Consider the following 25,099-nt stretch of genomic DNA (forward strand, 5'->3'; position numbering starts at 1 on the left):
CTCCCCGTCCTCCAAGGCGTCGTCCTCTTCGGCGCGATCGCGATCATCGTCTTCACCCTCTTCGTCGACCTCATCTACGCCTGGATCGACCCGAGGATCCGCCTCACCTGAGGACGACGACGGTGGCCCCCCTCCTCGATGTCCGCGACCTGCGGACGCAGTTCCACACCGACGACGGCGTCGTCCACGCCGTCGACGGCGTCAGCTTCACCGTCGAGCCCGGCCAGGTGCTCGGCATCGTCGGCGAGTCGGGCTGCGGGAAGAGCGTCACCTGCCTCACGGTAATGCGGCTGAACGACCCCAAGCTCTCGTCCTCGTCGGGCGAGGTGCTCTACAAGGGAGAGAACCTCCTCACGGCCGGCAGCCGCCGGATGCGCGAGATCCGCGGCGCCGAGATCGCGATGATCTTCCAGGACCCGATGACGTCGCTCAACCCCGTGCACACGATCGGCCGCCAGCTCGCCGAGTCGGTGCTGTTGCACAAGGACGTCTCCCGGAAGGACGCCCGCGCCCGTGCCCTCGAGATGCTCGAGGCCGTCGGGATCCCGCGCGCCGATCGGCGCATCGACGACTATCCACACCAGTTCTCGGGCGGGATGCGCCAGCGCGTGATGATCGCAATGGCGCTCATCAACAACCCGGACATCGTGATCGCCGACGAGCCGACAACGGCACTGGACGTGACGACGCAGGCGCAGATCATCCAGCTGCTGAAGGACCTCCAGCGGGAGTTCGGGTCGGCGATCATCATGATCACCCACGACCTCGGCGTCGTCGCGGAGACGGCCGACGACGTGATCGTCATGTACTCGGCGAGGATCGTCGAGCGCGGGTCGGTCGCGTCGATCTTCAAGCAGCCCCGACACCCGTACACCTGGGGCCTGATGGGCTCCCTGCCCCGGCTCGACGTGAACGTCGACCGCCTCGTCCAGATTCCGGGGCAGCCCCCGTCGCTGCTGCGGCCCCCGGCCGGCTGCCGCTTCCACCCGCGCTGCCCGTACGCGATGGCGACCTGCCACGAGAAAGTGCCGGCGTCGGAGCCGGTGCCCGGCGACCCGGGGCACGAGGACGCCTGCTTCCTCGACACGGCGGTCAAGCAGCGAGAGGCGAGCCAGCTGCTGGGAGCGATCTACGAGGCGGGTGCGTCGCCGTGACGACCGCCGACCAGGCGAGCGCGGAGCTCGGGATCGAGACGACCGGCGACGAGCTCCTCGTCGTCGAGAACCTGACGAAGCACTTCCCGGTCACCCGCGGCATCGTCTTCCAGAAGCAGATCGCGGCGGTGAAGGCGGTCGACGGCGTCTCCTTCGCCCTGCACGAGGGCGAGACGCTGGGGATCGTCGGCGAGTCGGGGTGTGGGAAGTCGACGCTCGTGCGCTGCATCCTCAAGCTCCTGGAGCCGACGAGCGGGCGGATCGTCCTCCAGGGAAAGGACATCACCGGGCTCTCGCGCAAGCAGATGCGACCGCTCCGCCGCAACATGATGATGGTCTTCCAGGATCCGTACGCGTCGCTCAACGCGCGCAAGCGCGTCGGTTTCATCATCGGCGAGGCCCTCGAGCTCCACGACATCGGGACCAACACCGACCGCAAGCGGCGGGTGCAGGAGCTGCTCGAGGTCGTCGGTCTCAACCCCGAGCACTACAACCGCTTCCCGCACGAGTTCTCCGGCGGGCAGCGGCAGCGCATCGGCGTCGCCCGCGCGCTCGCCGTGAACCCGAAGCTCATCTTCCTCGACGAGCCGGTCTCCGCGCTCGACGTGTCGGTGCAGGCCCAGATCCTCAACCTCCTCAAGGACCTCCAGCAGGAGTTCGGCCTCACGTACGTCTTCATCGCCCACGACCTCAACGTCGTGCGCCACATCTCCGATCGCGTGATGGTGATGTACCTCGGCAAGGCGGCCGAGCTGGCGGAGCGGGACGAGCTCTACGCCAACCCGAAGCACCCGTACACGGGTGCGCTCCTCAGTGCCGTCCCGGTCGCGAACCCGGACGTCGGTCGCACCAGGCAGCCGATCGTCCTCGAGGGAGACGTGCCGAACCCGATCAATCCGCCCGAGGCGTGCAACTTCCACCCCCGCTGCCCCCGGTTCCACGAGGGGCGCTGCGACGTCGACGCACCGCCGCTCCGCGAGGTCGGGCGCCGACACGTCGTCGCCTGCCACTATCCCCTCGAGAGGTGGCCGATGTCCCGCAAGGAGATGAGCCAACGGCCCGGATGAGCCGTGCGTGACGCCGCGAAGAGGATCGTCACGCTCGTCGGTGTCCTCGCAGGCCTCACGGCCGTCGTGTCGCTGGCCGTCGGGGCGCTCCTCGGATCCGGGCTCGATCGCGCGCTCGCGACCGGCTTCTACGTCGTCGGCTGCTTCCTGATCGTCCTCGGCTTCTTCGCTGGTGTCCGCGGCCCGCTGCGGCCGCGCTCGTCCCGGGACGATGAGGAGCGCGACGCGGTCGGTGGCCTGTTCGGCATCGGCGTCTCCTCCAGGGGCGTCCGGCGCGCGACGAGTGAGGAGCGGGCGGACGCGCTCGGGACGGCGTGGCTCTTCCTCGCGATCGGCCTGGCGTTGATCGCGCTCGGCATCCTCGCCGACTCCCGCGTCGGATTCGTCTAGGCGCCGCCGGTCGCCGGTCGCCGGTCGGCGCGGCGTCGGCTAACTCCGACGGTGATCGGGCGTCTCAACTCGTGTGACGGCCCGTCATCGTGACTCGTGCGATCGTGCCCGCGAGCTGATCTCGCGCTCCCAGGACTGCGAGCTGCCCCAGCTCCAGCAGTCCCTCGTGCAGGCGCACGTTGGACAGTGCGCCTCGTGTGCGGCGTTCGAGGCCGAGGTCGCGTGGATCACCACGTCGCTGCGGCAGGCGCCGTTCGAGGAGAACCACCGAGTCGTGACCCTGCCCCGCCGACGGCGCCCGCTGCGACTCCGCGTCGCGGTGCAGGCCGCGTCGATCGCGCTCGTCGCCGTGGGCGTCGGCTCCGTCGTGCTGTCGGGCGGCCCGGTCATCGACCACACGGGCGAGGAAGCGCTGCTGGCTGCGTCGCTCTCCGACGAGCTCGCGACCGACAGCCTGCGCGCCCTCCGTGGTGACGCCGTCCGGAACGGCGATATCCCCGTGCTCCCGGGATCGGGATCCGATCCCCTCGGCGAGGCGAAGCCGGCCCTGCCGGCCGTGCCCGGGTAGCGCCAGCGGCGCGGAGGACGCGCGGGTGGGGCGCGAGGCGGGGTCTACACTGACCGGCGTGGAAGCCGTGCCGAGCCCTCAGACCGACCTCGCTCGGGCGGCCGTCGTCGGTGACCGCCTGCTCGCCAACGTCGAGACCGTCGTCCACGGCAAGCGGGACGAGATCACGCTCGTGCTCGCGGCCCTCGCCTGCGGCGGCCACGTGCTGTTCGAGGACGTGCCGGGGACGGCGAAGACGGTCCTCGCCCGCGCGATCTCCGGGTCGATCGCCGGGTCGATCGGCTCGCGCGTCCAGTGCGCCCCGGACCTGCAGCCGAGCGACGTGATCGGCCTCACGGTCTACGACCAGCGCAGTCGCGACTTCGAGTTCCGGCAGGGCCCGATCTTCGCGAACGTCGTGCTCGTGGACGAGATCAACCGCGCGATGCCGAAGACGCAGGCCGCGCTGCTCGAGGGGATGGCCGAGCGTCAGGTCACGGTCGACGGGGTCACGCGCGCGCTCCCTCGCCCGTTCCTGCTGCTCGCGACGGAGAACCCGATCGAGTACGAGGGCACGTTCCCCCTCCCGGAGGCACAGCTCGACCGGTTCTTCCTGAAGACCTCCCTCGGCTACCCGTCGGTCGACGAGGAGCTCCGGGTGATCGACGACCAGCGGGTCGAGCACCCGCTCGCCTCCCTCCAGCCGGTCGTCGACGTCGACGACGTCGCGTTCCTGCAGCAGGCCGTCGCCGACGTGTACATCGACGCGCTGCTCGCCCGGTGGATCGTCGAGCTCGTCCACGCGACGAGGATCGCCGGGTCGACGGCGGTGGGCGCGTCCGTGCGCGGGAGCCTGGCGCTCGAGCGCGCCGCGCGCGCGTGGGCGCTCCTCCACGAGCGCGACTACGTGGTGCCGGCGGACATCGAGCGCCTCTTCGTGCCGGTGCTCGGGCATCGCGTCGTGTTCACGCCGGCGAAGCTCGCAGAGGCCCGCCAGTACGGCATGGCCTCCGCGCTCGCATCGTTCCGCAGCGAGTGCTTCGAGCTGGCGCCGCCGCCCGTGCTCGGGGACGGGCCCGAGGACGGCGGCGACGGGGAGCTCGAGGCCGCGTCGCCGTGAGCTACGGCAGCCTCACCTTTCCCCTCGTCCCCCGGCGGCGGCTCGTCGGGCTCGCCTTCGGCTCGATGCGCGGTGCCCGCCGCGGTACGGGGACGGACGTCGCCGGGTCGCGGGCCTACGTTCCCGGGGACGACCCGGATCGGATCGACTGGGCCGCGTCCGGTCGTCTCTCCTCCGCCCGCGACTCCGACGAGTTCGTGGTGCGCGAGCACTTCGCCGACGAGGCCCCCCGTGTCGTCGTCGTGACCGACGTGCGCCCGGAGATGACGCTCTGCCCGCCCGAGCTTCCGTGGCTGCGCAAGGAGAGCGCGGCGGGGATCGCGGCGCGCCTGATCACGGACTCGGTCGCGGAGGCACGCGGCCTGGCCGGCTTCCTGGAGTACGGGCGCGAGCCCGGCGTCGTCGGGTGGTCACCGCCCGGCAGCCGAGGCGGCTCCCATGCCCTCGTCGACTACGCCCTGGGCCACGAGCCCGGGCGCGAGCCGCCGGGTGCCGCCGTGGCGCTCGAGTTCCTCTCGGCGCACCGACGGGCCGTCCCGTCCGCGAGCTTCGTCTTCGTGATCTCGGACTTCCTCGACCCACCGCCGGTGGACGCCTGGGAGGCCGCCGTCGACCGTGGTTGGGACGTCGTGCCCGTCGTCGTGCAGGATCCGATCTGGGAGCAGAGCTTCCCATCCGTCGACGGTGTCGTGCTCCCGCTCGCGGGGGTGGACGGGAAGCTACGGCTCGTGCGCCTCCTGGACGGGGAGTCGTCGAGGCTGCGGGCCGAGCACGAGGAGCGCCGTGACCGGCTGCTCGGCGACGTCCGCTCGCTCGGGATCGAGCCCGTGCTGCTCTCGTCGGACGGTGTCGAGCACGTCTTCGACGCGTTCCTCTCGTGGTCGGTAGAGCGCCAGGCGACATGGAGCCACGCCGTATGAGACGCGCAGCCATCCTCCTGCCGCAGGTCGTGCTCGCGATCGTCGCGGGCGTCGCGGTGGGAATGCTCTGGCTCGCGGGGGACGACGACACCGGCGTCGGGGGGCCGCCCGCAGAGGCGGTGACGGCGACCGGGACGGTCGTCCCCGATGCGCACACGTTCGGCGACCCGGTCGTCGCGCACGTCGACGTCGTCGTCGACAACCGATCGGTCGATCCGGCGAGCGTGCGCGTCGACACCGACTTCGCCCCGTACGAGCTCGACGGCACGGAGACGGTCGAGCGGAGCGATGCGGGGGCGACCTCGCGCATCCGGTTCACGTACCCCCTCCGCTGCGTGCGGGAGGGGTGCGACCCGACGGCGGGCACGGACACGATCGAGTTCCCGCTCGGCCGCGTCCTGTACCGGTTCCGGGGAAGTCAGGGAGTCGCCGTCGAGGTGCTCGACTGGTCGCCGATCCGGGTCACGGGCCGCGTGCCCGACACGGCGGTGAGCGACATCCGCTGGCGGGCGAACAGCGCCACGCTCGCAGAGCCCGGCTACCGCGCCTCGCCGCTCGCCGCCGCCGCCGTGCTGCTCGTCGCCGCGCTCCTCGTCGCGGCCTTGGCGGCCTGGCTGGCATGGCGACTGTGGCGTCCCGGGAGGGACGAGCTCGAGCAGGAGGGCCCTGCGGCCTCGATGCGCTCACCGCTCGAGCGTGCGTTCGACACCGCGCGTGCGGCGTCCGTGAACGGCGACACCGGGACGCGGCGTCGCGCGCTGGAGCGCGTGTCGCGCGAGCTCGAGGCAGTCGGCCTCCACCAGCTCGCGGCGGACGCGAGCGTCCTCGCGTGGAGTGCGGCAGGATCGACTGCCGACGACGTCGACGATCTCTCGAGGCGCTCGACTGTGGCCCTCGACGGCGGAGGCACTGCGTGATCCCGGCACCGGAGAGGCTGCGGTCGAAGGCGATCCCGACCTCCGTCCCGGGCGAGCTGGACGCCGCACGGCACCGCACGACGGCGCTCCGGGTGGGGCTCGCGCTGGCCGCGCTGGGCCTGCTTGCGGTCGTCGTCGTGCTCTCTCGCGGCCTCGAGCCGCTGCCGACGAGCTACTTCGCGACCGGCAGCGGCGGCGTCGTCGTGCTCGACCTCTCGACGAGCGTCGACCAGCAGAAGGCGCAACGCGCCCATCGCGTGCTGAAGACGCTCTCGGAGACCGAGGGGCGCGTGGGGCTGGTCGTGTTCTCCGACACCGCCTACGAGATGCTGCCTCCCGACACGCGAAGCGAGGAGCTCCGTCCGCTCCTGCCGTTCTTCGCGCCCCGGGCGACGCCGGAGCCCGACGGCCGGCGCTCCGGGTTCCCGGGACGGCCGAGCGGGCAGCGGCCGACCGCCACGTCCCTGAACAGCCCGTGGTCGCAGACATTCCGGGGCGGAACGCGCATCTCGACCGGACTCGCCGAGGCCCGCCGCATGATCGAGCGCGACGGTGACCGGCGGCTCTCCGTCACGCTCCTCAGCGATCTCGACAACTCGGGCTTCGACACCTCGCAGCTCGTCGAGGAGATCACGACGTACCAGCGCGAGGGGATCACGCTCCGGGTGATCCCGTTGTTCCCACAGCCCGACGACCGCTCGCTGTTCGTGCGAATCGCCGGGGAGGAGACCCTCGTCGAGCGCGCCGAGCTCCTGGGCAACACGGACGTCGAGGAGCGTCAGTCGCTCGTCGGCGCCTTCCCCACGGCCCTCGTGATCGCGATCGCAGCGCTCCTCCTCGTGCTCGCGGCCTCGGAGCGGCTGCTCGGACGTCTGGACTGGAGAGTCGCCCGATGACCGTCTCCGGTCGCCTGCGGTCCGCGATCGGCGGTGTCGTCGTGGGCGTGCTGCTCGTCGGGTCCGTCGCCCTCACGATGCTCGCAGCCGATCTCCTGCGCTGGGAGGACGAGATCGATCGCTCGGATGCCGCGTACGTCACGGGAACCGACACCACTCGGACGTGGGCTCCCGAGACGCTCTTCCCGGCGGCCGTCTCGAGGTCGCTGCTCGGGGTGGGCGACGACCTCGAGTACCGGCGTGCGGTGCAGCAGTTCTGGGCGAGCAAGCCGCGCGCGCCGATCCTCAAGTTCGACGACGTGACGACCCGCAGCGGAGCGGAGCGCGAGGTGGCGCGCGTCGCGGACGAGACGGACGACCCCGTGCGACGCGCGCAGCTGCTCGTCCTCCGCGGCGCCCTGCTGCTCGAGGAGGCGCGGAACTCGCCGGTGCAGCGGGAGGTGTTCGCCCGGAGGGCGATCGACCTGTTCAAGCAGGCGACGACGCTCGACCCTGCGAACGCCGATGCGATCTACGACCTCGAGCTCAGCCTGAAGCTGCTGCGTCGCGCCGGCGCCGCGCAGGGCGAAGGCGGCGACGCCCGCTCGCCGAACCCCGACTCGGGCTCCGGTGCCTCGACGTCGGGCGGCGGCCTCTAGGGCGCGCGGGTCGTGCGCGTCTCGTTGTTGACCCCGATGGCGGCCCTCGTCGGCCTCGTCGGCGTCGTCGTCGTGTGGATGCGGGTGCGCGCAGCGCGGCGCGCGGAGGAGCTGTGCGCGCGTCTCGGGCTCGAGCCGGCGCCGCGGTCGCGGATCCTGCTCGACGTCGTGCCGGTCGTCGCCGTCTCCGTGCTGCTCGCACTGGCGGCGGCGCAGCCGGTGGTGTCGCGGCTCGCGGAGAAGAAGGGTCGGGAGGGCGTCGAGGTGATCGTCGTGCTCGACATCACGCGGTCGATGCAGGCCCGGCGTGCGCCGTCGGAGGCGACCCGCCTCGAGCGGGCCCGGGTGATGGCGAAGGAGCTGCGGGTCGCGATGCCGGAGATCCGTGTCGGGCTGGCGTCGGTCACCGACCGCGTCCTGCCTCATCTGTTCCCGACGCTGGGGGAGAACGCGTTCGCGGCCGTCGCCGACCGGGCGATCGACATCGAGCGGCCTCCGCCCGACCGTCGTGCCCGTCGGGCGACGGCCCTGCTCGCGCTCGGGGAGCTCGGTCGTCTCGCCTTCTATCGGCAGTCCACGGCTCGACGAGTCGCCGTCGTCTTCACCGACGGGGAGACGATCCCCGTCGATCTCGCGACGCTCCGGCAACGGCTCGAGGACGGACGCGTGTCGGCCATGTTCGTGCACGTGTGGCGTCCCGACGAGGCGCTCTTCGGGCCGGACGGCGCGCCGGAGCAGAGCTACAAGCCGGACCCGACCGCCCCCGGCACGATCCGTCGCGCCGCGGGAGCGGTCGGGGGCCTGCTGTTCGCGGAGGGGGAGGTCCGGGAGCTCGCGGGCGCCGTGAAGCGGCTCACGGGCGGGGGCCCCGCAGAGGTGCAGGGGCGAGAGCTGCGGTCGGTCGAGCTCGCACCGCCGCTCGCGGCGATCGCCTTCGTGCCGCTCCTCTTCCTGCTCGTCCGTCGCAACCGATGACGCCGGCTGGGTTAAAGGGGCCGCAACATACGGTGCCGGGCCGTCGTCTACCCTTACCGACGTGAGCAAGCCCGGCTCGTCCGCAGTCGTCCGCGCCTTCATGTGGGTGTCCGCCCTCGTGCTCGTCGCCGGTGTGATCGCCTTCATCACGGTGAGGCTCGGCAGCTCCGACGACGCCGGGACACAGGCCTCCGAGACCCAGGCCCAGGAGTTGCCCGACGGAGCGTCGTTCACGCCGGAGGCGCCGAAGCCGCTCCCGGTGCCCTCTGAGGCGCGCAAGGTCGCCGGTGAGTTCATCCTCGCCGGGGCCGGGCGCGAGGACCTGAAGAAGGCGTGGCAGCTCGCGCACCCGTCCATGAAGCGCGACTGCGACTGCACGTACGAGGAGTGGCTGACCGGGAACATCCCCATCGTCTACTACCCGACGGACAGCCTCGAGGGGGCGTCGTTCGCCGTCGACGAGTCGACGGAGCGGCGCGTCGTCCTCCAGGTCGCGCTCGTTCCCGGGAAGGGCTCCGACGCAGAGCCACAGGCGTTCTACATCGGTCTCCGCGCGGTCGGCAACGGGGACAAGCTCCGCTGGCTCGTCGACTACTGGGCGCCGATCGCCGCGACCCCGCTCCCGCAGGTCGGCTGAGCGGCCCGGCGGGCGACGGCCGGAGCGATCGAGGACATGATCGTCCACCCGACGTTCGTCACCTCGGACACCTGACGGCTCGATCACGCCGAGCGTGTCGAGGCGCGGACGAGACGGGGCCGGACAGCAGGTGGTTCCCTCCCGTCCCTGCGGGCGACCTTCGGTAGACTGCGGCCGCGGCGCGGGGCCCGCGTAGCTCTGCGCCCGTCACCGACAGCGATCCGCATGCAGGAGCCACATGCCTGACCAGACGAGCACGAGCACGGGGTCCGTGATCGAAATCAAGGGCGTCGTCCTCGACGCCGTCTTCCCGCACGCGCTGCCCGAGATCCTCAGCGCAATCCACATCTCGATGCCGAACGGCACGACGCTCGTGGCCGAGGTGCAGCAGCACCTCGGGGACGACCGCGTGCGGGCCGTCGCCATGGACTCGACGGACGGGCTCGCGCGTGGCGCGGCCGTCGTCGACACGGGCGCGCCGATCTCCGTGCCCGTCGGTGCGCCGACGCTCGGGCGGATCTGGAACGTCATCGGTGAGCCGGTCGACGAGAAGCCGGCCGTCGAGGGAGCAGAGCGGTGGCCGATCCACCGCGATCCGCCGAGCTTCCGTGACCTGTCGCCCACCGTCGAGATCTTCGAGACCGGCCTCAAGGTCGTCGACCTGATCGCGCCCTACATCAAGGGCGGCAAGGTCGGCCTCTTCGGCGGCGCCGGCGTCGGCAAGACGGTCCTGATCCAGGAGCTGATCCACAACGTCGCGATGCAGCACGGCGGCGTCTCGGTGTTCGCGGGCGTCGGCGAGCGCACGCGCGAGGGCAACGACCTCATGCTCGAGATGGAGGAGTCCGGCGTGATCGACAAGGTCGCGCTCGTCTACGGGCAGATGAACGAGCCGCCGGGAGCGCGGCTGCGGGTCGGCCTCTCGGGGCTGACGATGGCCGAGTACTTCCGCGACGAGGGCCAGGACGTGCTCCTCTTCATCGACAACATCTTCCGCTTCGTCCAGGCGGGCTCCGAGGTCTCGGCGCTGCTCGGGCGCATGCCGAGCGCCGTCGGCTACCAGCCGACGCTGGCGACCGAGATGGGGCAGCTGCAGGAGCGCATCACGTCGACGCGCACCGGCTCGGTGACGTCCGTGCAGGCGATCTACGTCCCCGCGGACGACCTCACGGACCCGGCGCCGGCGAACACGTTCGCCCACCTCGACTCGACCACCGTCCTCTCCCGGGCGATCGTCGAGAAGGGGATCTACCCGGCGGTCGACCCCCTCGACTCCACCTCCCGGGCGCTCACGCCCGGCGTCGTCTCCGACGAGCACTACGGCGTGGCGACGAGCGTGCAGCAGGTGCTCCAGCGCTACAAGGACCTGCAGGACATCATCGCGATCCTGGGAATGGACGAGCTCACCGACGAGGACAAGCTCGTCGTGTCGCGCGCCCGGAAGATCGAGCGCTTCCTCTCGCAGCCGAACTTCGTCGCCGAGCAGTTCACGGGCACGCCGGGCAAGTACGTCAAGCTCGAGGACACGATCGCCGGGTTCACGGCGATCCTCGACGGCGAGTGCGACGACCTCCCGGAGGCGGCCTTCTACATGGTCGGCCCGATCGAGGAGGCGCGCGAGAAGGCACGTCAGCTCGAGCAGGTCGCGGCGTAGCCGGGGAGGGCGGCGGTGGCCGACGTCCACCCGAAGTTCGACGTGTCGCTCGTCACGCCCGACGGCTCCGTCTTCGAGGGTGACGCGGAGATGCTGATCGTCCCCGGCCAGGCCGGGGAGATCGGCGTGCTCGCGCGTCATGCACCGCTGGTGGCGACGCTCCGCGCGGGCTCGACCCGTGTGCACCTGGGTGGGAACGAGATCCTCGAGTTCGCCACCGGCCCCGGGTTCTTCAAGGTCGAGCTCGACAAGGCGCTCGCGCTCGTCGACGACGCCGTCAACGTGAAGGAGATCGACGACGCGCGCGCCCACGAGCAGCTCGAGGCGGCGAAGGCCGAGCTCGCGCGGGTCGAGGCGGGCGAGTCGACCGCCGACCGCTGGCAGCTCGAGCAGCGCATCAAGCACGCCGAGAACCAGCTCGCCGTCTCCGGGCGAACCACCGGCTGACGGCGTCGGGGAGCCGATGGCTCCTCTCTCGAGACGATGCGTCGCTCGCTCCGCGCATCGCGAGTCGGCGGTGGCGCCCTCCACCGCAGCCCCCGGAACTGCTCTGCGGTGAGCCCGCTCCCGGACCGGCGCTCCTGAAGCAACGCTCGCTCCGACGAGCGCTTCGCTACCCTTGCATGCACCCGGAGAGCTTTGACAGGCAGCTTGGCGACCGGGTCACCAAACGCCTAAAGAGCCTCCCGCGCCAGGCGGCGGGGATCGCTCGCAGGGGGACGGTGGCCCGGTCAGCCCAGGAGACGACGTGAGCGCGGCAGACACGAACGACCCGGCGGCGCGGATCACCGCGTTGCGCACGATCCTCGAGGAGCGCATCGCCGTGCTCGACGGGTCGTGGGGGGTGCTGATCCACCGCCACGAGCTGACGGAGGCGGAGTACCGCGGCGACCGCTTCGCCGACCACCCGCGCGACGTCCGCGGTGACCCCGACCTCCTGAACCTCACGCGGCCGGACGTGATCGGGGAGATCCACCGCGCGTACTTCGAGGCCGGCGCCGACGTCACGACCACGAACACGTTCACGGCGACGTCGATCGGGCAGGCCGACTACGGGCTCGAGCACCACGCGTACGCGATGTCGCTGGAAGGGGCGCGCATCGCGCGGAGCGTCGCCGACGAGCTGTCGACGCCGCAACGGCCGCGCTTCGTCGCGGGCGCCGTCGGCCCGCTCAACGTCTCGCTCTCCGTGTCTCCGCGCGTCGACGACCCGGCGTACCGCTCGGTGACCTTCGACGAGGTCGCCGAGGCCTACGCCGAGCAGATCCGCGCGCTCGCGGAAGGTGGAGTCGACCTCCTCCTGGTCGAGACGATCTTCGACACGCTGAACGCGAAGGCGGCGATCGCCGCCGCGATCGACGTCGCTCCCGACCTGCCGCTCTGGCTCTCCTTCACCGCGATCGACCGCAGCGGACGGAACCTCTCCGGGCAGACGGCCGAGGCGTTCTGGATCTCCGTCGAGCACGCGAGCCCGTTCGCCGTCGGCGTCAACTGCTCGCTCGGGGCCTCCGAGATGCGGCCGTTCCTCGAGGAGCTCGCGCGCATCGCCTCCGTTCCGGTCGCCTGCTACCCGAACGCCGGGCTGCCGAACGCCATGGGCCTCCACGACGAGACGCCCGAGGTGACGAGCCGCCTGCTCCGCGAGTTCGCGGCAGACGGTCTCGTCAACCTCGTCGGCGGGTGTTGCGGCACGACGCCGGAGCACACGGCGCGCATCGTCGCGGCGGTGGACGGGCTCCCACCGCGCCGCATCCCGCCCCCGTCGACCCGCCCGCGCTTCAGCGGCCTCGAGCCCTACGTCGTCGACGAGGACTCCACGTTCGTGATCGTCGGGGAGCGGACGAACGTCACCGGCTCCGCGGCGTTCCGGCGTCTCGTGGAGGCGGACGACTGGCAGGGCGCGCTCGACGTGGCGCTCGACCAGGTGCGGGGGGGCGCCAACCTGATCGACGTCAACATGGACGCCGACCTCCTCGACGGAGTCGGCGCGATCACGACATTCCTCAACCTCGTCGCCACGGAGCCGGAGGTCGCCCGCCTGCCGGTGATGGTCGACAGCTCCCGGTGGGACGTCGCGCTCGCGGGACTGCGGTGCCTCCAGGGCAAGGGGATCGTCAACTCGCTGTCGCTGAAGGACGGCGAGCAGGTCTTCCTCGAGCGGGCACTGCAGGTGCGTCGTCTCGGGGCGGGTGTGGTCGTGATGGCCTTCGACGAGCAGGGCCAGGCGGAGACCGTCGAGCGCAAGGTCGAGATCATCGGGCGGGCCTACGACCTCCTCACGCAGGAGGCAGGGTTCTCCCCGGAGGACCTCGTGCTCGATCCGAACGTCCTCGCCGTCGCGACCGGGATCGAGGAGCACGACCTGTTCGGGCGGGCATTCGTCGACACGCTCCCCCTGCTCAGGGAACGGTGTCCCGGCGCGCTGCTCTCCGGCGGCGTCTCCAACCTCTCCTTCGCCTTCCGCGGCAACGACGTCGTGCGCGAGGCGATGCACTCGGCGTTCCTCTACCACGCGATCCATGCGGGGCTCGACATGGCGATCGTCAACGCGGGCCGCCTCCCCGTCTACGACGACATCCCGCCCGAGCTCCTCGACGCGGTCGAGGACGTCGTCCTCGCGCGCCGGCCCGACGCGACCGAGCGGCTGCTGGAGCTGGCCGCGTCCGTCCAGGGCGAGGGGATGCGTCGCGTGGACGACCTCTCGTGGCGCGACGCACCGGTCGCCGACCGGCTCGAGTACGCGCTCGTCCACGGGATCGTCGACCACATCGAGCAGGACGTCGAAGAGGCGCGACAGGAGGCGACACGGCCGCTCGACGTGATCGAGGGGCCGTTGATGGACGGGATGTCGGTCGTCGGCGACCTCTTCGGCGACGGCAGGCTCTTCCTTCCGCAGGTCGTGAAGAGCGCCCGGGTGATGAAGCGCGCGGTCGCCTACCTCGAGCCGTTCATGGAGGCGGAGCGCGACGGCGCGCCGCGCGTCGCCGGCACGGTCGTCCTCGCGACGGTCAAGGGCGACGTCCACGACATCGGCAAGAACATCGTCGGCGTCGTGCTCGGATGCAACGGGTACGAGGTCGTCGACCTCGGCGTGATGGCCCCGGCCGACACGATCCTCGAGACGGCGATCGAGCGCAGCGCCGACGTGGTCGGGCTCTCGGGGCTGATCACGCCGTCCCTCGACGAGATGGTGCACGTGGCGGCCGAGATGGACCGCCGGGGGATGACGCTACCGTTGCTGATCGGCGGCGCGACCACGTCGCGCCAGCACACGGCCGTCAAGATCGCGCCCGAGTACACCGAGCCCGTCGTGCACGTCCTCGACGCGTCCCGGGTGGTGCGCGTGGTCGGCGACCTCCTCGACGTCGATCGCCGCGTCGAGCTCGACCGCCTCAACCGCGAGGAGCAGGAGCGCCTGCGCGGGCTCCACGACGACCGGCGCCGCAAGGCGCTCCTCACGATCACGGAGGCCCGCGCCAACCCGACGCGGATCGCGTGGCATGCCGACGACGTCGCCACCCCGGCGTTCACGGGCGCCCGCGAGATCTCGCCGACCGTCGCCGAGCTGCGCCCGTACGTCGACTGGACGTTCTTCTTCCACGCCTGGGAGCTCAAAGGACGCTACCCGGCGATCCTCGACGACCCCGGCAAGGGAGCCGCCGCGCGCGAGCTCTTCGCGCACGCCAACGAGCTGCTCGGCGAGATCGAGCGCGACGGCCTGCTCTCGCCGCGTGGTGTCTACGGCTTCTGGCCCGCACACGCGGAGGGCGACGACCTCGTGTTGGCGGACGGCGTGCGCTTCCCGATGCTGCGCCAGCAGTCCGCGCACGGCGACTCGCGGCCCAACCGCTCGCTCGCGGACTTCGTGGCGCCGACCTCGTCGGGTCTCACGGACCACCTCGGCGCCTTCGCCGTCTGCGTATCAGGGGCGGACGCCCTCGCCGACCGGTACCTCGCCGAGCACGACGACTACCACGCGATCATGGTCAAGGCGCTCGCCGACCGTCTCGCAGAGGCGTTCGCCGAGTGGCTGCACGAGCGGGCGCGCCGCGAGTGGTACGCGACCGACGAGCGGCTCGATGCCCACGACCTCGTCGAGGAGCGCTATCGAGGGATCCGGCCGGCGTTCGGATACCCGGCGTGCCCCGATCACTCGGAGAAGCAGCGGCTCTTCCGGCTGCTCGACGCGGAGCGGGTCGGCATGGCGCTGACGGAGACGTTCGCGACGCTGCCCGCGGCGAGCGTCAGCGGCCTCTACCTCGGCCATCCGCAGGCGCGGTACTTCTCCGTCGGCCGGATCGCCCGCGACCAGGTCGAGGACTACGCCGCCCGGCTCGGCGTGGCCGTGGACGAGGCCGAGCGCTGGCTCCGGCCCAACCTCGCGTACGAGCCGGACGCCGCCTGAGCCCCGTCCCGTCACCGGGGACAGGGGGCTGGGAGCCCGACCACGCGGACATGTCCGGTTCGGGCACTTCGTTGTCGCCCGAGACGGCTGCTAGCGTCCGCGTGTGCCCGGGAGCACGCACGGCCGTCTGACACTCCTTCGCCGGCACAGTCCGTTCCGGCTGCTCTTCCTCGCGACGGCCGGGTCGGCGGTCGGCACCTACCTCGCCGCCCTCGCGCTCTCGGTCGACATCTTCGACCGCACGGGGTCCGGGCGCTGGCTGGCCGCCCTCCTCGTCGCCGACTTCCTGCCGATCGTCGTGATCGGGCTCGCGCTCGGGCCGCTCGTCGACCGTCTCCAGCGGCGCCGGCTGATGATCGCGTCCGATCTCGTGCGTCTCGGCGTGTTCGCGTCACTGCCCTTCGTCGACGAGCCGATCGCGATCGTCGGCCTCGCGGCGGTGAACGGGATCGCGACCGGGTTCTTCCGACCGGCCGTCTGGGCGGGCGTCCCGAACCTCGTCGACGACGACGAGCTCGAGGACGCCAACTCGATGCTGTCGACCGTCGAGCACCTCGCGTGGGTGATCGGCCCGGTCGCCGCGGGCGCGATGCTCGCCGCATCCGGGCCCGGGCTCGCCTACTGGGTGAACGCCGTCACCTTCGGGATCTCCGCCGTGCTCGTCGCCTTGATCCCGCGGCGCGCGCTGCAGTCCGAGGAGTCGCTGTCGCGGGGCCACTGGACGGACGTCCGCGACGGCCTCGGCCTCGTCGTCCACTCGCGCGCCCTGCTCACCGTGCTGCTCGTCTGGAACACCGCGGCGATCGCGACCGCGGGTGTCAACGTCGCCGAGGTGGTGTTCGCCAAGGACGAGCTCGGCGCGGGCAACGTCGGCCTCGGATTCCTCGTCGCCGCCACCGGCGTCGGGCTGGTGATCGGGAGCTTCTTCTCGGCCCCGGCGCTCGGTCGGTTCGGGATGACACGGGTGTACGGTGGCGCTCTCGCCCTGATGGGCGTCGGCTTCGGGGCCGCCTCGGCGTCGCCGAGCATCGCCGTCGCCGCGGTCCTCGCGGCGATCGCGACGACCGGCAACGGGGCGGCGATCGTGTGCAACCAGATCCTCGTCCAGCGTGGCGCTCCCGACCGGATGCGCGGGCGGGCGCTCGCCGTGCTCATGAGCACGTACTACGCCACGCTCGGGCTGGCGATGGCCGGCGCCGGCGTCCTCACCGACGTCGCCGGCGCCCGGACGACGTGGGCGCTCGCCGGGTGTGTCTACCTCGTGGCGTCGCTCGTGGCGTTCCCGATGACCCGCCGTGTCCGTGCGGAGGCGGAGGCCCGGGCCGGGCTGCGCCCCGTTGCGCCGCCGACCGGGATCGAGCGGATCGAGTCACTGATCGCGGAGATCGACTCGCAGCGGCGCCTCGAGCAGGAGCAGCGCCCGAAGAAGCTGCCGTACATCCGCAGGCGGCGCGCGAGCGGATCCTGACCGGGCCAGGGCCTCCGCGCGATCCGTCACGAGTAGGCTCCCTTCCATGCGTAGGCGCTGGACGCACGACGAGCTCGTCGCCGGTGTGCTTGCCGGCGACCGTCGCGCGCTCGCGCGGGCGATCAGCCTCGTCGAGAACCGTGACCCGGAGGCGGAGGAGATCGTGCGCGAGCTGTACCCGCGCACGGGCCACGCGTTCGCGATCGGCGTCACCGGCCCTCCCGGTGTCGGCAAGTCGTCGCTGATCGGCGCGCTCGTGCGCCGGGTGCGTGCCCTCGACCTCACGGTCGGCGTGGTCTCCGTCGACCCCTCGAGCCCGTTCACACAGGGCGCGCTGCTCGGTGACCGGATCCGGCTCGCCGACCACTTCCTCGACCCTGGCGTCTTCATCCGCTCGATGGGCACGCGCGGCCACCTCGGCGGCCTCGCCGAGGCGACGCTGCAGGCGCTGCTCCTGCTCGACGCCGCGGGCCGCGACGTCGTCTTCCTGGAGACCGTGGGCACCGGCCAGAGCGAGGTCGAGGTGATCGGGATCGCCGACGTCGTCCTGCTCGTGCTGATGCCGGGCTCCGGCGACAGCGTGCAGGCGCTGAAGGCGGGGATCATGGAGATCCCGGACGTGATCGCCGTCAACAAGATGGACCATCCCGGTGCCCGCACGATGGTCGGAGAGGTGCGATCGGTGATCGCGCTCGAGCCCGATCCGGAGCGGCGTCCGAGGATCCTCCTGACCGAGGCGCTCCGCTCCGAGGGGGTCGACGAGCTGTGGGGGGAGCTCGGCCGTCGACGCGATGCGCTCCGTGACGATGGGCGTCTCGACGAGCGTCGCCGGGCGAACCTCCGCGGTGAGGTCGTCTCGGTCGCAGCAGCCCGGGCGCGCGAGCGCATCGAGCAGGCGCTCGCCGCCGATCCGCGGCTCGGGGCGCTCGTGGAGGAGGTGCAGCGACGCGAGACGGACCCGTTGACCGTCGTCTCGGCGATCCTCGACGAGGTGCTCGGCGGTGATCCGGGCCGCGGGGCCGGCGGCCCCTGAGGCCCTTGCGCTGATCGCCGGGTCGTCCGCCGCGGAGGCGGTCAGGCAGCGGCGCGCGTGCGCGCGAGCCAGTCGTTGACGCCGCCGACGGCGACCGGCCGGGCGTCGAAGCCCCGCGCACGGAGAATGCTCGCCGCCACGGCCGCGCGCGGTCCCGTCTCGCACACGGTGACGAGCGGGCGATCGGGAGGGACGGCGTCGGTGGTTGGGAGGAGCCTGTAGGGCAGGTTGACCGCGCCGGGGATCGTCCCCGCGGCGAACTCGTCGGCCTCGCGGACGTCGATCACCGCGACGTCGCCGGCCGCGAGCAGCGACTCGAGCTCGTCGAGCGAGACCGCCGTCAGGCTCTCGTCTCCGCCTCCCAGCACGAACCCCGCGAGGTCGAGGAACGCGACGGAACGCAGGCCGCGCGCCGCGCGCTCGGCCTCCTCCAGGGAGGAGGCGATCACGGTCACGGGCCGCTCCGGGTCGAGCACGAACCCCGCCTTCGTCGCGAAGCTCGACCCGGTCACCGGCACACCGAGGGCGCCGGGGCGGTGGCCGACGAGGAAGTCGGCGAGCGGGCGGGCGTCGAGCAGCTGCGTCCCGTCGGGGGGCGCCCCGAGCTCCTCGAGCGGACGAGGCGACCCGACCCACGGGCCCCGGTTGAGCGCCACGATCCGCCCCAGGTTCGGCGGTTTCGGGGCCTCGATCGCCGAGGACTCGGCGACGAACGCGTCGACGGCGTCGAAGCGGAGCATCGGGTTGAACCGGCGCTCGAAGCCGATCGTCGTCGACGCCTTCGAGCTCATGCCCTTGCCGCAGAGGGAGCCGGCGACGTGTCCCGGATAGACCTCGACGCCGTCCGGCAGCTCGAGCAGGCGCCCGAGGGAGCGGAAGAGGCCCTCGGCGCCCTCATCCGCGCCGACGGCGAGGTCCGGGCGGGCGGCGTCACCCACGAAGAGCGAGTCCCCCGTGAGCAGGAGCCACGGCTCGTCGGCGCGGGTGCGGTCGATCACGGCGAGGCAGCAGTGCTCCGGCCGGTGCCCCGGGGTGTGGATGCAGCGGAGCGTGACGTTCCCGACCGTCACCTCGTCGCCGTCCTCGAGCGGGTCGTGAGGGTACTCGGCCTCTGCCGCCGGGTGGATCGATACCGGGACGCCGTGGTCGAGCGCGAGTCTCCCGTGTCCGGAGAGGTGGTCGGCGTGCGTGTGCGTCTCGATCACGCGCACGATCCGCACCTCGCGCCGCCGCGCCTCGGCGAGAAGCGGCTCGATCGCATACGGCGGGTCGACGGCGACCGCCTCGCCCGCCGCCTCGCAGCCGACGAGGTATGAGGCGCACCCGAGATCGTCGTCCACGAACTGCGTGAACAGCACGATGCGACGGTATCAGCCGGCTACGCGTCGCGTGGCGGTCGCCGGCGCGCCCGTCGGAGCACGACGAGGGCGAGGGCGACGGCACCGACCCCGACCGCCGACGCGATCAGCGCTCGTCCGAGGTGCTGGTTCGGGGCGGCCGCATCCGCGGGCAGGACGACGAGGGACGGCGTCCAGGAGACCTCGGCGCCGTCGTCGTAGCCCTGGAGGAGGTCGAGAGTCACCGTGCGGGCGGGCCCGCTCGCGGCGATCTCGACGGGGAAGTCCACCGTCGCACCCTCGGCGATGCGACCTCCGGTCCACGTCGCGCGCCCGGCGTCGTGCGTCGCGCTCCATCCGGCCGGCGCCCGCGCAGCGACGACCTCCACGCCGTCCGGGACCGTGAGCACGAGTCGCGTGGTGGAGCTGTCCTCCCGTTCGCTCGGCGTCTCGAGCGCCACGGCCGCCGTCGTCCCGGACTCGATGCCCGCGGGGCGCACGACGACGTGCGCGAGTGCCGGGGGCACGAGCGCTGCTGCGACGGCGACGGTGCTCAGGGTGAGCAGCGCCCGTCTCACAGGCCGAGGTGGCGCGCGATCACCATCCGCTGCACCTCGTTCGTCCCCTCCCCGATCTCGAGGATCTTCTGGTCCCGGTACAGCCGCGAGATGGCGAACTCGTCGGTGTACCCGTACCCACCGTGGATCTGGAGCGCGCGGTTGACGACGCGGTTGGACAGCTCGCCGGTGTAGAGCTTCGCCATCGCGGCCTCGAGGGCGAACGGACGCCCTCGATCCTTGAGCCACGCCGCGCGGTAGACGAGCTGGCGCGCGGCCGCGATCTCCACCGCCATGTCCGCGAGCTGGAACGCGACCGCCTGGAACTTCCCGATCGGCTGGCCGAACTGGCGCCGCTCCTGCGCGTACGCGTAGGCGAGGTCGTAGGCGCCCTGGGCGAGACCGAGCCCCATCGCAGCGACCGAGATCCGCCCGCCGTCGAGGATCTCGAGGAACTGCCGGAAGCCGGCGCCGCGCGTGCCGAGCAGGTGATCCGCGGGGACGCGGCAGTCGACGAACGTGAGCGCGCGCGTGTCGGACGCCTTCCAGCCGAGCTTGTGCAGGGGCGCGGAGAGCTCGTAGCCGGCTGTGCCGTTCGGGATCACGAGGTTGGAGATCTCGTCCGGCCCGGTGCGCGCGGTGATCGTCACACCCCAGGTGATGTCCGTCCCCGCGTTCGTGATGAACATCTTCGAGCCGTTGACGACCCAGTCCTCACCGTCCCGCTCGGCGCTCGTCCGCGTCGCGCCCGCGTCGGAGCCGGCCTCGGGCTCGGTGAGGCCGAAGGCGGCGAGGCGCTGCCCCGATGCAAGCGGGGGGAGCCACTCGGCCTTCTGCTCGTCGGTGCCGAAGAGCCAGATCGGCATCGTGCCGAGCGACGTGTGGGCAGCGACCGTGATCGCGACGGACGAGTCGACCCGGGTCAGCTCCTCGATCGCGAGCGCGTACGAGAGCGTGTCGCCGCCGACGCCGCCGACCTCCTCGGGGAAGGGGATTCCCATCAGGCCGAGCTCGGCGAGCTCGGCGACGAGCTCGTACGGGAACCGGCTCTCGCGGTCGAGCGCCTCGGCGACGGGTGCGACGCGCTCACGCGCGAAGGCCCGAACCGTGTCCCGGATCAGCTCGTGCTCGGAGGAGAGGTCGAGATCCACGTCACCTCCGATCGTACGCCAGGCCGCCGCGGCGGTGACCGTCTCGCGGGCGTGAGCTCCCCGCGAGCGCGGCGCCGTCGGGTTGCGACTACGCTGCCGCCGTGCGGGAGACCGTCGACAGGAGGGCGATGGCGGTGCTCTCCGGCGGGCACGGCGCCGTCGACTTCGCGTCCGGGGCGGTTCCGGCGCTGCTGCCGTTCCTCGCCGAGCGCTTCGACCTCAGCTACACGGCGACGGCGGCGGTGATGCTCGCGGCGACGCTCTCGTCGTCGCTCGTCCAGCCTGCGTTCGGCTGGGTGTCGGACCGGCACGGCGCGATGTGGCTGCTCCCGAGCGGCCTCGTGCTCGCGGCAGCGGGGCTCGGGCTCGCGGGGGTCGTGCCGAGCTACCCGCTCGTGCTGGCGGCCGTCTTCGTCGGTGGCGTCGGTATCGCCGCCTACCACCCCGAGGGTGCGAAGTTCGCCCTGTACGCCAGCGGCCGCAGGCGGGCGAGCGGGATGTCGTACTTCAACATCGGCGGCAACACGGGCTACGCGCTCGGCCCGATCGTCCTCACCCCGCTCGTCGTCTGGCTCGGGCTCTCCGGGACGCTCCTCGCGGCACTGCCCGTCGTCGCGGTCGCAGTCGTCGTCTCGCTCGCGCTGCCACGGCTGCGGTCGATCAGCCCCGCGCGTGTCGTCGGGCCGACGGCGGCCGCCGAGGATCGGCCGGGAGCGATGACGCTCCTCGTCGGCGTGATCCTGCTCCGCAGCCTCACCTGGTTCGGGCTGATCACCTTCGTGCCGCTGTGGCTGGTCTCGCTCGGGCACACGAAGGCCGAGGGGAACCGCCTGCTCGCACTGATGCTGGTGAGCGGTGTCGCCGGCGCGCTCGTGTTCGGCCCGATCGCCGACCGCTTCGGGCTGCGGCGCACCCTCCTCGGCTCGACGCTCGCCCTGCCGCCGCTCGTGCTCACGTTCCTGCACGTCGGCGGCGTCCCGGGCGCGATGGCACTGATGCTCGTCGGGACCTGCATCGTCGGGACGTTCGGCGTCGTCATGGTGCTCAGCCAGAGCTACCTCCCGCGGCACGTCGCGATGGCCTCGGGGCTCAACGTCGGGCTCGCGATCGGCCTCGGCGGGCTCGCGGCGGTCGCGCTCGGCGCCGTCGCCGACGCGATCGACCTCGAGGCGGCACTCACCGTGTGCGCGATCGCCCCCATCCTCGCCGCCGTGCTGTGCCTCCTGTTGCCCGCGCCGGCCCTGCGGGCCGCGCCCGAGCCCGCCGGGGCGGTGTAGGCTTCCGACTGACCGGTCAGTCAATCCGCAGGAGTGTGTGAGCGATGAGCGTCCAGGAGTTCTTCGACGATCTCCCCAGCAAGGTCGACCCGGCGAAGACCGCCGGCATGAGCAACAGCTACGTCTTCGACATCGAGGGCGCCGGGCAGTGGACGGTGCGCGTCGCCGACGGCGCCGTGAGCGTCGAGGACGGCGCGGGTGACGCCGACTGCACGATCTCCGCCAGTGAGGAGACGCTGCTCAAGATCGCCCGCGGCGAGGCGAACCCGACGACGGCGTACATGACGGGCAAGCTGAAGATCGCCGGCGACATGGGCGCCGCGCTCAAGCTGCAGAAGCTGTTCTGACCGCCTCGCCGCCGGGGACGGCGGCGCCGCGGAGCCCCGCGCGCGCGGAGCGGCGATGAGCGCCGCCAACGCTTCACGGCCGTTGTCGGCGACCGTCGACCGGGATAGGATCGCCCGGGCATGACGTGGTACGAGACGTTTCTCTGGCTCCACATCACGATGGCGATCGTGTGGATCGGCGGCGGGATCATGATGCAGGCGTTCGCGCTGCGCGCCCTCGCCGCGAAGGACGGGGCGCGGATGGCGGAGTTCTCCCGGGACGCGGAGTTCATCGGGATGCGGCTCTTCACGCCCGCCTCACTCGTGCTGCTCCTCACCGGGATCGGGCTCGTGCTCAACGGGAACTGGGACTGGGGCGAGCCGTACATCTCGATCGGGCTCGTGGTGTGGCTGGTCTCGTTCCTGACCGGCGTCCTGTACCTCGGCCCCGAGGGCGGGCGCATCGCGAAGGCGATCGATGCCCACGGGCCGGAGTCGCCCGAGGCGCAGCGGAGGATCGGGAACATCCTCCGCTACTCGCGGATCGAGCTCCTCCTCCTGCTCGTGGTCGTCTTCATGATGACCGTGAAGCTCGGCACATGAGCAACGGAGGCGGCGTCAAGGCCCTGATCGGCGCGCTCGTCATCTGGGGCACGAACATCCTCGGCCTGATCGTGGTCGACTGGATGTTCGGCGGCGTGTCGATCGGGCGCTGGGGGTCGCTCCTGCTCGGGGCCGCCGTGCTGGCGGTCGGCAACGCGATCATCAAGCCGATCCTCGCGATCCTCACGCTGCCGCTGATCGTCTTCACGCTGGGCCTCTCGTACTTCGCGATCAACGTGCTCATGCTCGCCCTCGCGGAGTGGATCGCGCCGGACTTCCGCATCGACGGCTTCTGGACGTACGTCGGCGCGACGATCGTCGTCTGGGCGGTGAACGTCGTCGTCGGTCGCGTGATCGACCTCGTCGCCGACACGGACTAGCTCTCGAGCTCGACCAGCGGCTGCCCCGCCGTCACGCCGTCGCCAGCGGAGACCTCCACGCGTGCCACCGCAGCGGCGAAGGGCGCGGTCACCGGGTGCTCCATCTTCATCGCCTCGAGGGTCACGAGCGGCTGACGCGGCTCGACGGCGTCCCCCGCCGCGACGTGGACCGCGAGCACCGTCCCGGGCATCGGCGCCGTCACCGTGCCCCCGGTGCCGGTCGCGTGCTCGTGCGCGCCCCGGTCGGCGTCCGGCGGGGCGGCCGGAGGAGGCGGCTGCAGGTTGAGCCGCCACGGCCGCCGCCAGGGCGCCGCCGGCATGCGCAGGGGCATCGTGGAGAGCGGGGGGTGCTCGGTGAGGAACGCGGTCGTCACGGCCCCCGCGGCGAAGGCGGGATGCGCGACGAGCCAGCGGAGGAACGGGAGGTTCGTGACGACGCCGACGACGCTCGTCTGGTCGAGCGCTGCGCGCAGCCGAGCGAGCGCGTCCTCGCGGGTCGCCCCGTGGGCGACGAGCTTCGCGAGCAGCGGGTCGTAGCGTGTGCCGACCTCGTCGCCAGCCTCGACGCCGGCGTCCACCCGGATGCCCGCGGGCAGGGCGAGGCTTTCGATCCGGCCCGCCTGCGGCAGGAACGTCCGCGGGTCCTCGGCGTAGAGCCGGGCCTCGATCGCGTGCCCCGTCGGCGGCCCCTGCGCCGCGGGGACCGACTGGCCCGCGGCGATCCGGAGCTGCCATTCGACGAGGTCGAGCCCCGTCACGGCCTCGGTGACCGGGTGCTCGACCTGGATGCGACCGTTCAGCTCGAGGAAGGAGGCCTCGTCGCCGTCGACGAGGAACTCGGCGGTCCCGGCGCCGACGTAGCCGATCGCGCGAGCGAACGCGACCGCGGCCTCGTCGAGCCTGCGTGCGATGCCCGGGTCGAGGCCGGGGGGCGGGGACTCCTCGACGACCTTCTGGTGGCGGCGCTGCACCGAGCAGTCCCGTTGGCCGAGCGAGATCGCCTCGCCGTGCGCGTCCGCCAGCAGCTGCACCTCGACGTGGCGCGGGCGCTCGAGGTAGCGCTCGCAGAACACGGTGCCGTCGGCGAAGGCGGCCTCGGCCTCGCGCCGGGCCGCGCCGAGGGCGTCGTCGAGGTCGGCGGGGTCGCGGACGATGCGCATCCCACGGCCGCCGCCGCCGGCCGCCGCCTTGACGAGGAGCGGCAGCCCGACCTCCGCCGGCGACCCGGAGGGCGTCACCGGGACGCCCGCGGCGACGGCGATGCGCTTGGCTTCGAGCTTGTCGCCCCCGAGCCGCAGGGCGGCGGAGGGCGGCCCGATCCAGGTCAGCCCCGCCCGCTCGACCGCCTCCGCCAGGTCGGCGCTCTCCGCGAGGAAGCCGTACCCCGGATGGACCGCATCGGCGCCCGACTCGCGCGCCGCACGGACGTGCTCGGCGGGATCGAGGTACGAGTCGATCTCGATCGTCGAGTCGGCGCTGCGGGCGTGCAGCGAGTCGCGGTCGTCGGGCGCGGCGACGGCGACCGTCCCGATCCCGAGGCGCGCGCACGTGCGGAAGACCCGCAGCGCGATCTCGCCGCGGTTCGCCACGAGCACGCGGTCGGGCAGCATGGCGCGCAGCGTACTCGCCGATCCGGGTTGATCGGCG

24 protein-coding genes are annotated in these 25,099 nt (G+C 72.2%); 20 read left to right on the forward strand and 4 right to left on the reverse strand.

What is annotated here, in order from left to right; translation table 11 throughout:
* Positions 1-122: 122 nt before the first annotated feature.
* From AC162C_RS10320 to meaB, 16 genes are all read left to right on the forward strand, one after another.
* Entirely contained in the window at positions 123-1,154 is a 1,032-nt protein-coding gene (locus AC162C_RS10320; protein WP_484097471.1) for an ABC transporter ATP-binding protein, read from the forward strand.
* A complete protein-coding gene (locus AC162C_RS10325; RefSeq protein ID WP_484097472.1) occupies positions 1,151-2,221 on the forward strand; it encodes an ABC transporter ATP-binding protein in 1,071 nt (356 codons plus the stop codon). The genes AC162C_RS10320 and AC162C_RS10325 overlap by 4 nt, the downstream gene beginning before the upstream one ends.
* A 3-nt stretch (positions 2,222-2,224) precedes the next feature.
* Positions 2,225-2,611, forward strand: a complete 387-nt coding sequence (locus tag AC162C_RS10330; RefSeq protein WP_484097473.1) for a hypothetical protein — start codon at positions 2,225-2,227, stop codon at positions 2,609-2,611.
* Between the two features lie 73 nt (positions 2,612-2,684).
* Positions 2,685-3,179, forward strand: a complete 495-nt coding sequence (locus tag AC162C_RS10335) for a zf-HC2 domain-containing protein (RefSeq protein ID WP_484097474.1) — start codon at positions 2,685-2,687, stop codon at positions 3,177-3,179.
* A gap of 58 nt (positions 3,180-3,237) precedes the next feature.
* Positions 3,238-4,278 carry an AAA family ATPase gene (locus AC162C_RS10340; RefSeq protein WP_484097475.1) on the forward strand — a complete coding sequence of 347 codons (1,041 nt, stop codon included), beginning with the start codon at positions 3,238-3,240 and terminating at the stop codon, positions 4,276-4,278.
* Positions 4,275-5,198: a DUF58 domain-containing protein gene (locus tag AC162C_RS10345; protein ID WP_484097476.1), complete on the forward strand. Its 924-nt coding sequence runs from the start codon at positions 4,275-4,277 to the stop codon at positions 5,196-5,198. Before AC162C_RS10340 ends, AC162C_RS10345 begins: the two co-directional genes overlap by 4 nt.
* The gene (locus AC162C_RS10350; protein ID WP_484097477.1) at positions 5,195-6,115 is read left to right on the forward strand and encodes a hypothetical protein; all 921 of its coding nucleotides are present in this window, start codon (positions 5,195-5,197) and stop codon (positions 6,113-6,115) included. Before AC162C_RS10345 ends, AC162C_RS10350 begins: the two co-directional genes overlap by 4 nt.
* A complete protein-coding gene (locus AC162C_RS10355) occupies positions 6,112-7,011 on the forward strand; it encodes a vWA domain-containing protein (RefSeq protein ID WP_484097478.1) in 900 nt (299 codons plus the stop codon). The genes AC162C_RS10350 and AC162C_RS10355 overlap by 4 nt, the downstream gene beginning before the upstream one ends.
* Positions 7,008-7,649: a hypothetical protein gene (locus tag AC162C_RS10360; protein WP_484097479.1), complete on the forward strand. Its 642-nt coding sequence runs from the start codon at positions 7,008-7,010 to the stop codon at positions 7,647-7,649. The genes AC162C_RS10355 and AC162C_RS10360 overlap by 4 nt, the downstream gene beginning before the upstream one ends.
* Positions 7,650-7,661: 12 nt before the next feature.
* Positions 7,662-8,624, forward strand: a complete 963-nt coding sequence (locus tag AC162C_RS10365) for a vWA domain-containing protein (RefSeq protein WP_484097480.1) — start codon at positions 7,662-7,664, stop codon at positions 8,622-8,624.
* A gap of 61 nt (positions 8,625-8,685) precedes the next feature.
* A complete protein-coding gene (locus AC162C_RS10370) occupies positions 8,686-9,261 on the forward strand; it encodes a hypothetical protein (protein ID WP_484097481.1) in 576 nt (191 codons plus the stop codon).
* A gap of 238 nt (positions 9,262-9,499) precedes the next feature.
* Positions 9,500-10,915 carry a F0F1 ATP synthase subunit beta gene (gene atpD / locus AC162C_RS10375; protein WP_484097482.1) on the forward strand — a complete coding sequence of 472 codons (1,416 nt, stop codon included), beginning with the start codon at positions 9,500-9,502 and terminating at the stop codon, positions 10,913-10,915.
* 15 nt (positions 10,916-10,930) lie between these two features.
* Entirely contained in the window at positions 10,931-11,362 is a 432-nt protein-coding gene (gene atpC / locus AC162C_RS10380; RefSeq protein ID WP_484097483.1) for an ATP synthase F1 subunit epsilon, read from the forward strand.
* Between the two features lie 301 nt (positions 11,363-11,663).
* Positions 11,664-15,320: a methionine synthase gene (gene metH, locus AC162C_RS10385; RefSeq protein ID WP_484097484.1), complete on the forward strand. Its 3,657-nt coding sequence runs from the start codon at positions 11,664-11,666 to the stop codon at positions 15,318-15,320.
* A 103-nt stretch (positions 15,321-15,423) separates the two neighbouring features.
* The gene (locus tag AC162C_RS10390; protein WP_484097485.1) at positions 15,424-16,788 is read left to right on the forward strand and encodes an MFS transporter; all 1,365 of its coding nucleotides are present in this window, start codon (positions 15,424-15,426) and stop codon (positions 16,786-16,788) included.
* A 46-nt stretch (positions 16,789-16,834) separates the two neighbouring features.
* Positions 16,835-17,821 carry a methylmalonyl Co-A mutase-associated GTPase MeaB gene (meaB, locus tag AC162C_RS10395; protein WP_484097486.1) on the forward strand — a complete coding sequence of 329 codons (987 nt, stop codon included), beginning with the start codon at positions 16,835-16,837 and terminating at the stop codon, positions 17,819-17,821.
* Positions 17,822-17,862: 41 nt separating this feature from the next.
* On the opposite strand, the gene AC162C_RS10400 is transcribed toward meaB, so the two are convergent.
* Genes AC162C_RS10400 through AC162C_RS10410 form a run of 3 tightly spaced genes read right to left on the reverse strand, consistent with a single transcriptional unit; the run spans position 17,863 to position 20,866 of the window.
* Positions 17,863-19,179, reverse strand: coding sequence for an MBL fold metallo-hydrolase (locus AC162C_RS10400; protein WP_484097487.1), 1,317 nt, complete (start codon positions 19,177-19,179; stop codon positions 17,863-17,865).
* Between the two features lie 20 nt (positions 19,180-19,199).
* Positions 19,200-19,736 carry a DUF1775 domain-containing protein gene (locus AC162C_RS10405; protein ID WP_484097488.1) on the reverse strand — a complete coding sequence of 179 codons (537 nt, stop codon included), beginning with the start codon at positions 19,734-19,736 and terminating at the stop codon, positions 19,200-19,202.
* Entirely contained in the window at positions 19,733-20,866 is a 1,134-nt protein-coding gene (locus tag AC162C_RS10410; protein WP_484097489.1) for an acyl-CoA dehydrogenase family protein, read from the reverse strand. The genes AC162C_RS10405 and AC162C_RS10410 overlap by 4 nt, the downstream gene beginning before the upstream one ends.
* A gap of 101 nt (positions 20,867-20,967) precedes the next feature.
* Between AC162C_RS10410 and AC162C_RS10415 the strand changes: the two genes are divergently transcribed.
* The 4 genes from AC162C_RS10415 (at position 20,968) to AC162C_RS10430 (ending at position 23,452) form a co-directional block, all read left to right on the forward strand.
* Positions 20,968-22,143: an MFS transporter gene (locus tag AC162C_RS10415; protein WP_484097490.1), complete on the forward strand. Its 1,176-nt coding sequence runs from the start codon at positions 20,968-20,970 to the stop codon at positions 22,141-22,143.
* Between the two features lie 44 nt (positions 22,144-22,187).
* Positions 22,188-22,490: an SCP2 sterol-binding domain-containing protein gene (locus AC162C_RS10420; RefSeq protein WP_462975565.1), complete on the forward strand. Its 303-nt coding sequence runs from the start codon at positions 22,188-22,190 to the stop codon at positions 22,488-22,490.
* A gap of 120 nt (positions 22,491-22,610) precedes the next feature.
* Positions 22,611-23,072, forward strand: a complete 462-nt coding sequence (locus AC162C_RS10425; RefSeq protein WP_484097491.1) for a DUF2269 family protein — start codon at positions 22,611-22,613, stop codon at positions 23,070-23,072.
* The gene (locus AC162C_RS10430) at positions 23,069-23,452 is read left to right on the forward strand and encodes a phage holin family protein (RefSeq protein WP_484097492.1); all 384 of its coding nucleotides are present in this window, start codon (positions 23,069-23,071) and stop codon (positions 23,450-23,452) included. Before AC162C_RS10425 ends, AC162C_RS10430 begins: the two co-directional genes overlap by 4 nt.
* On the opposite strand, the gene AC162C_RS10435 is transcribed toward AC162C_RS10430, so the two are convergent.
* On the reverse strand, positions 23,449-25,062 hold the full coding sequence (locus AC162C_RS10435; RefSeq protein WP_484097493.1) for an acetyl/propionyl/methylcrotonyl-CoA carboxylase subunit alpha: 1,614 nt from the start codon (positions 25,060-25,062) through the stop codon (positions 23,449-23,451). The genes AC162C_RS10430 and AC162C_RS10435 overlap by 4 nt on opposite strands.
* Positions 25,063-25,099: the final 37 nt, after the last annotated feature.

It is taken from the genome of Gaiella sp. (assembly GCF_057140465.1).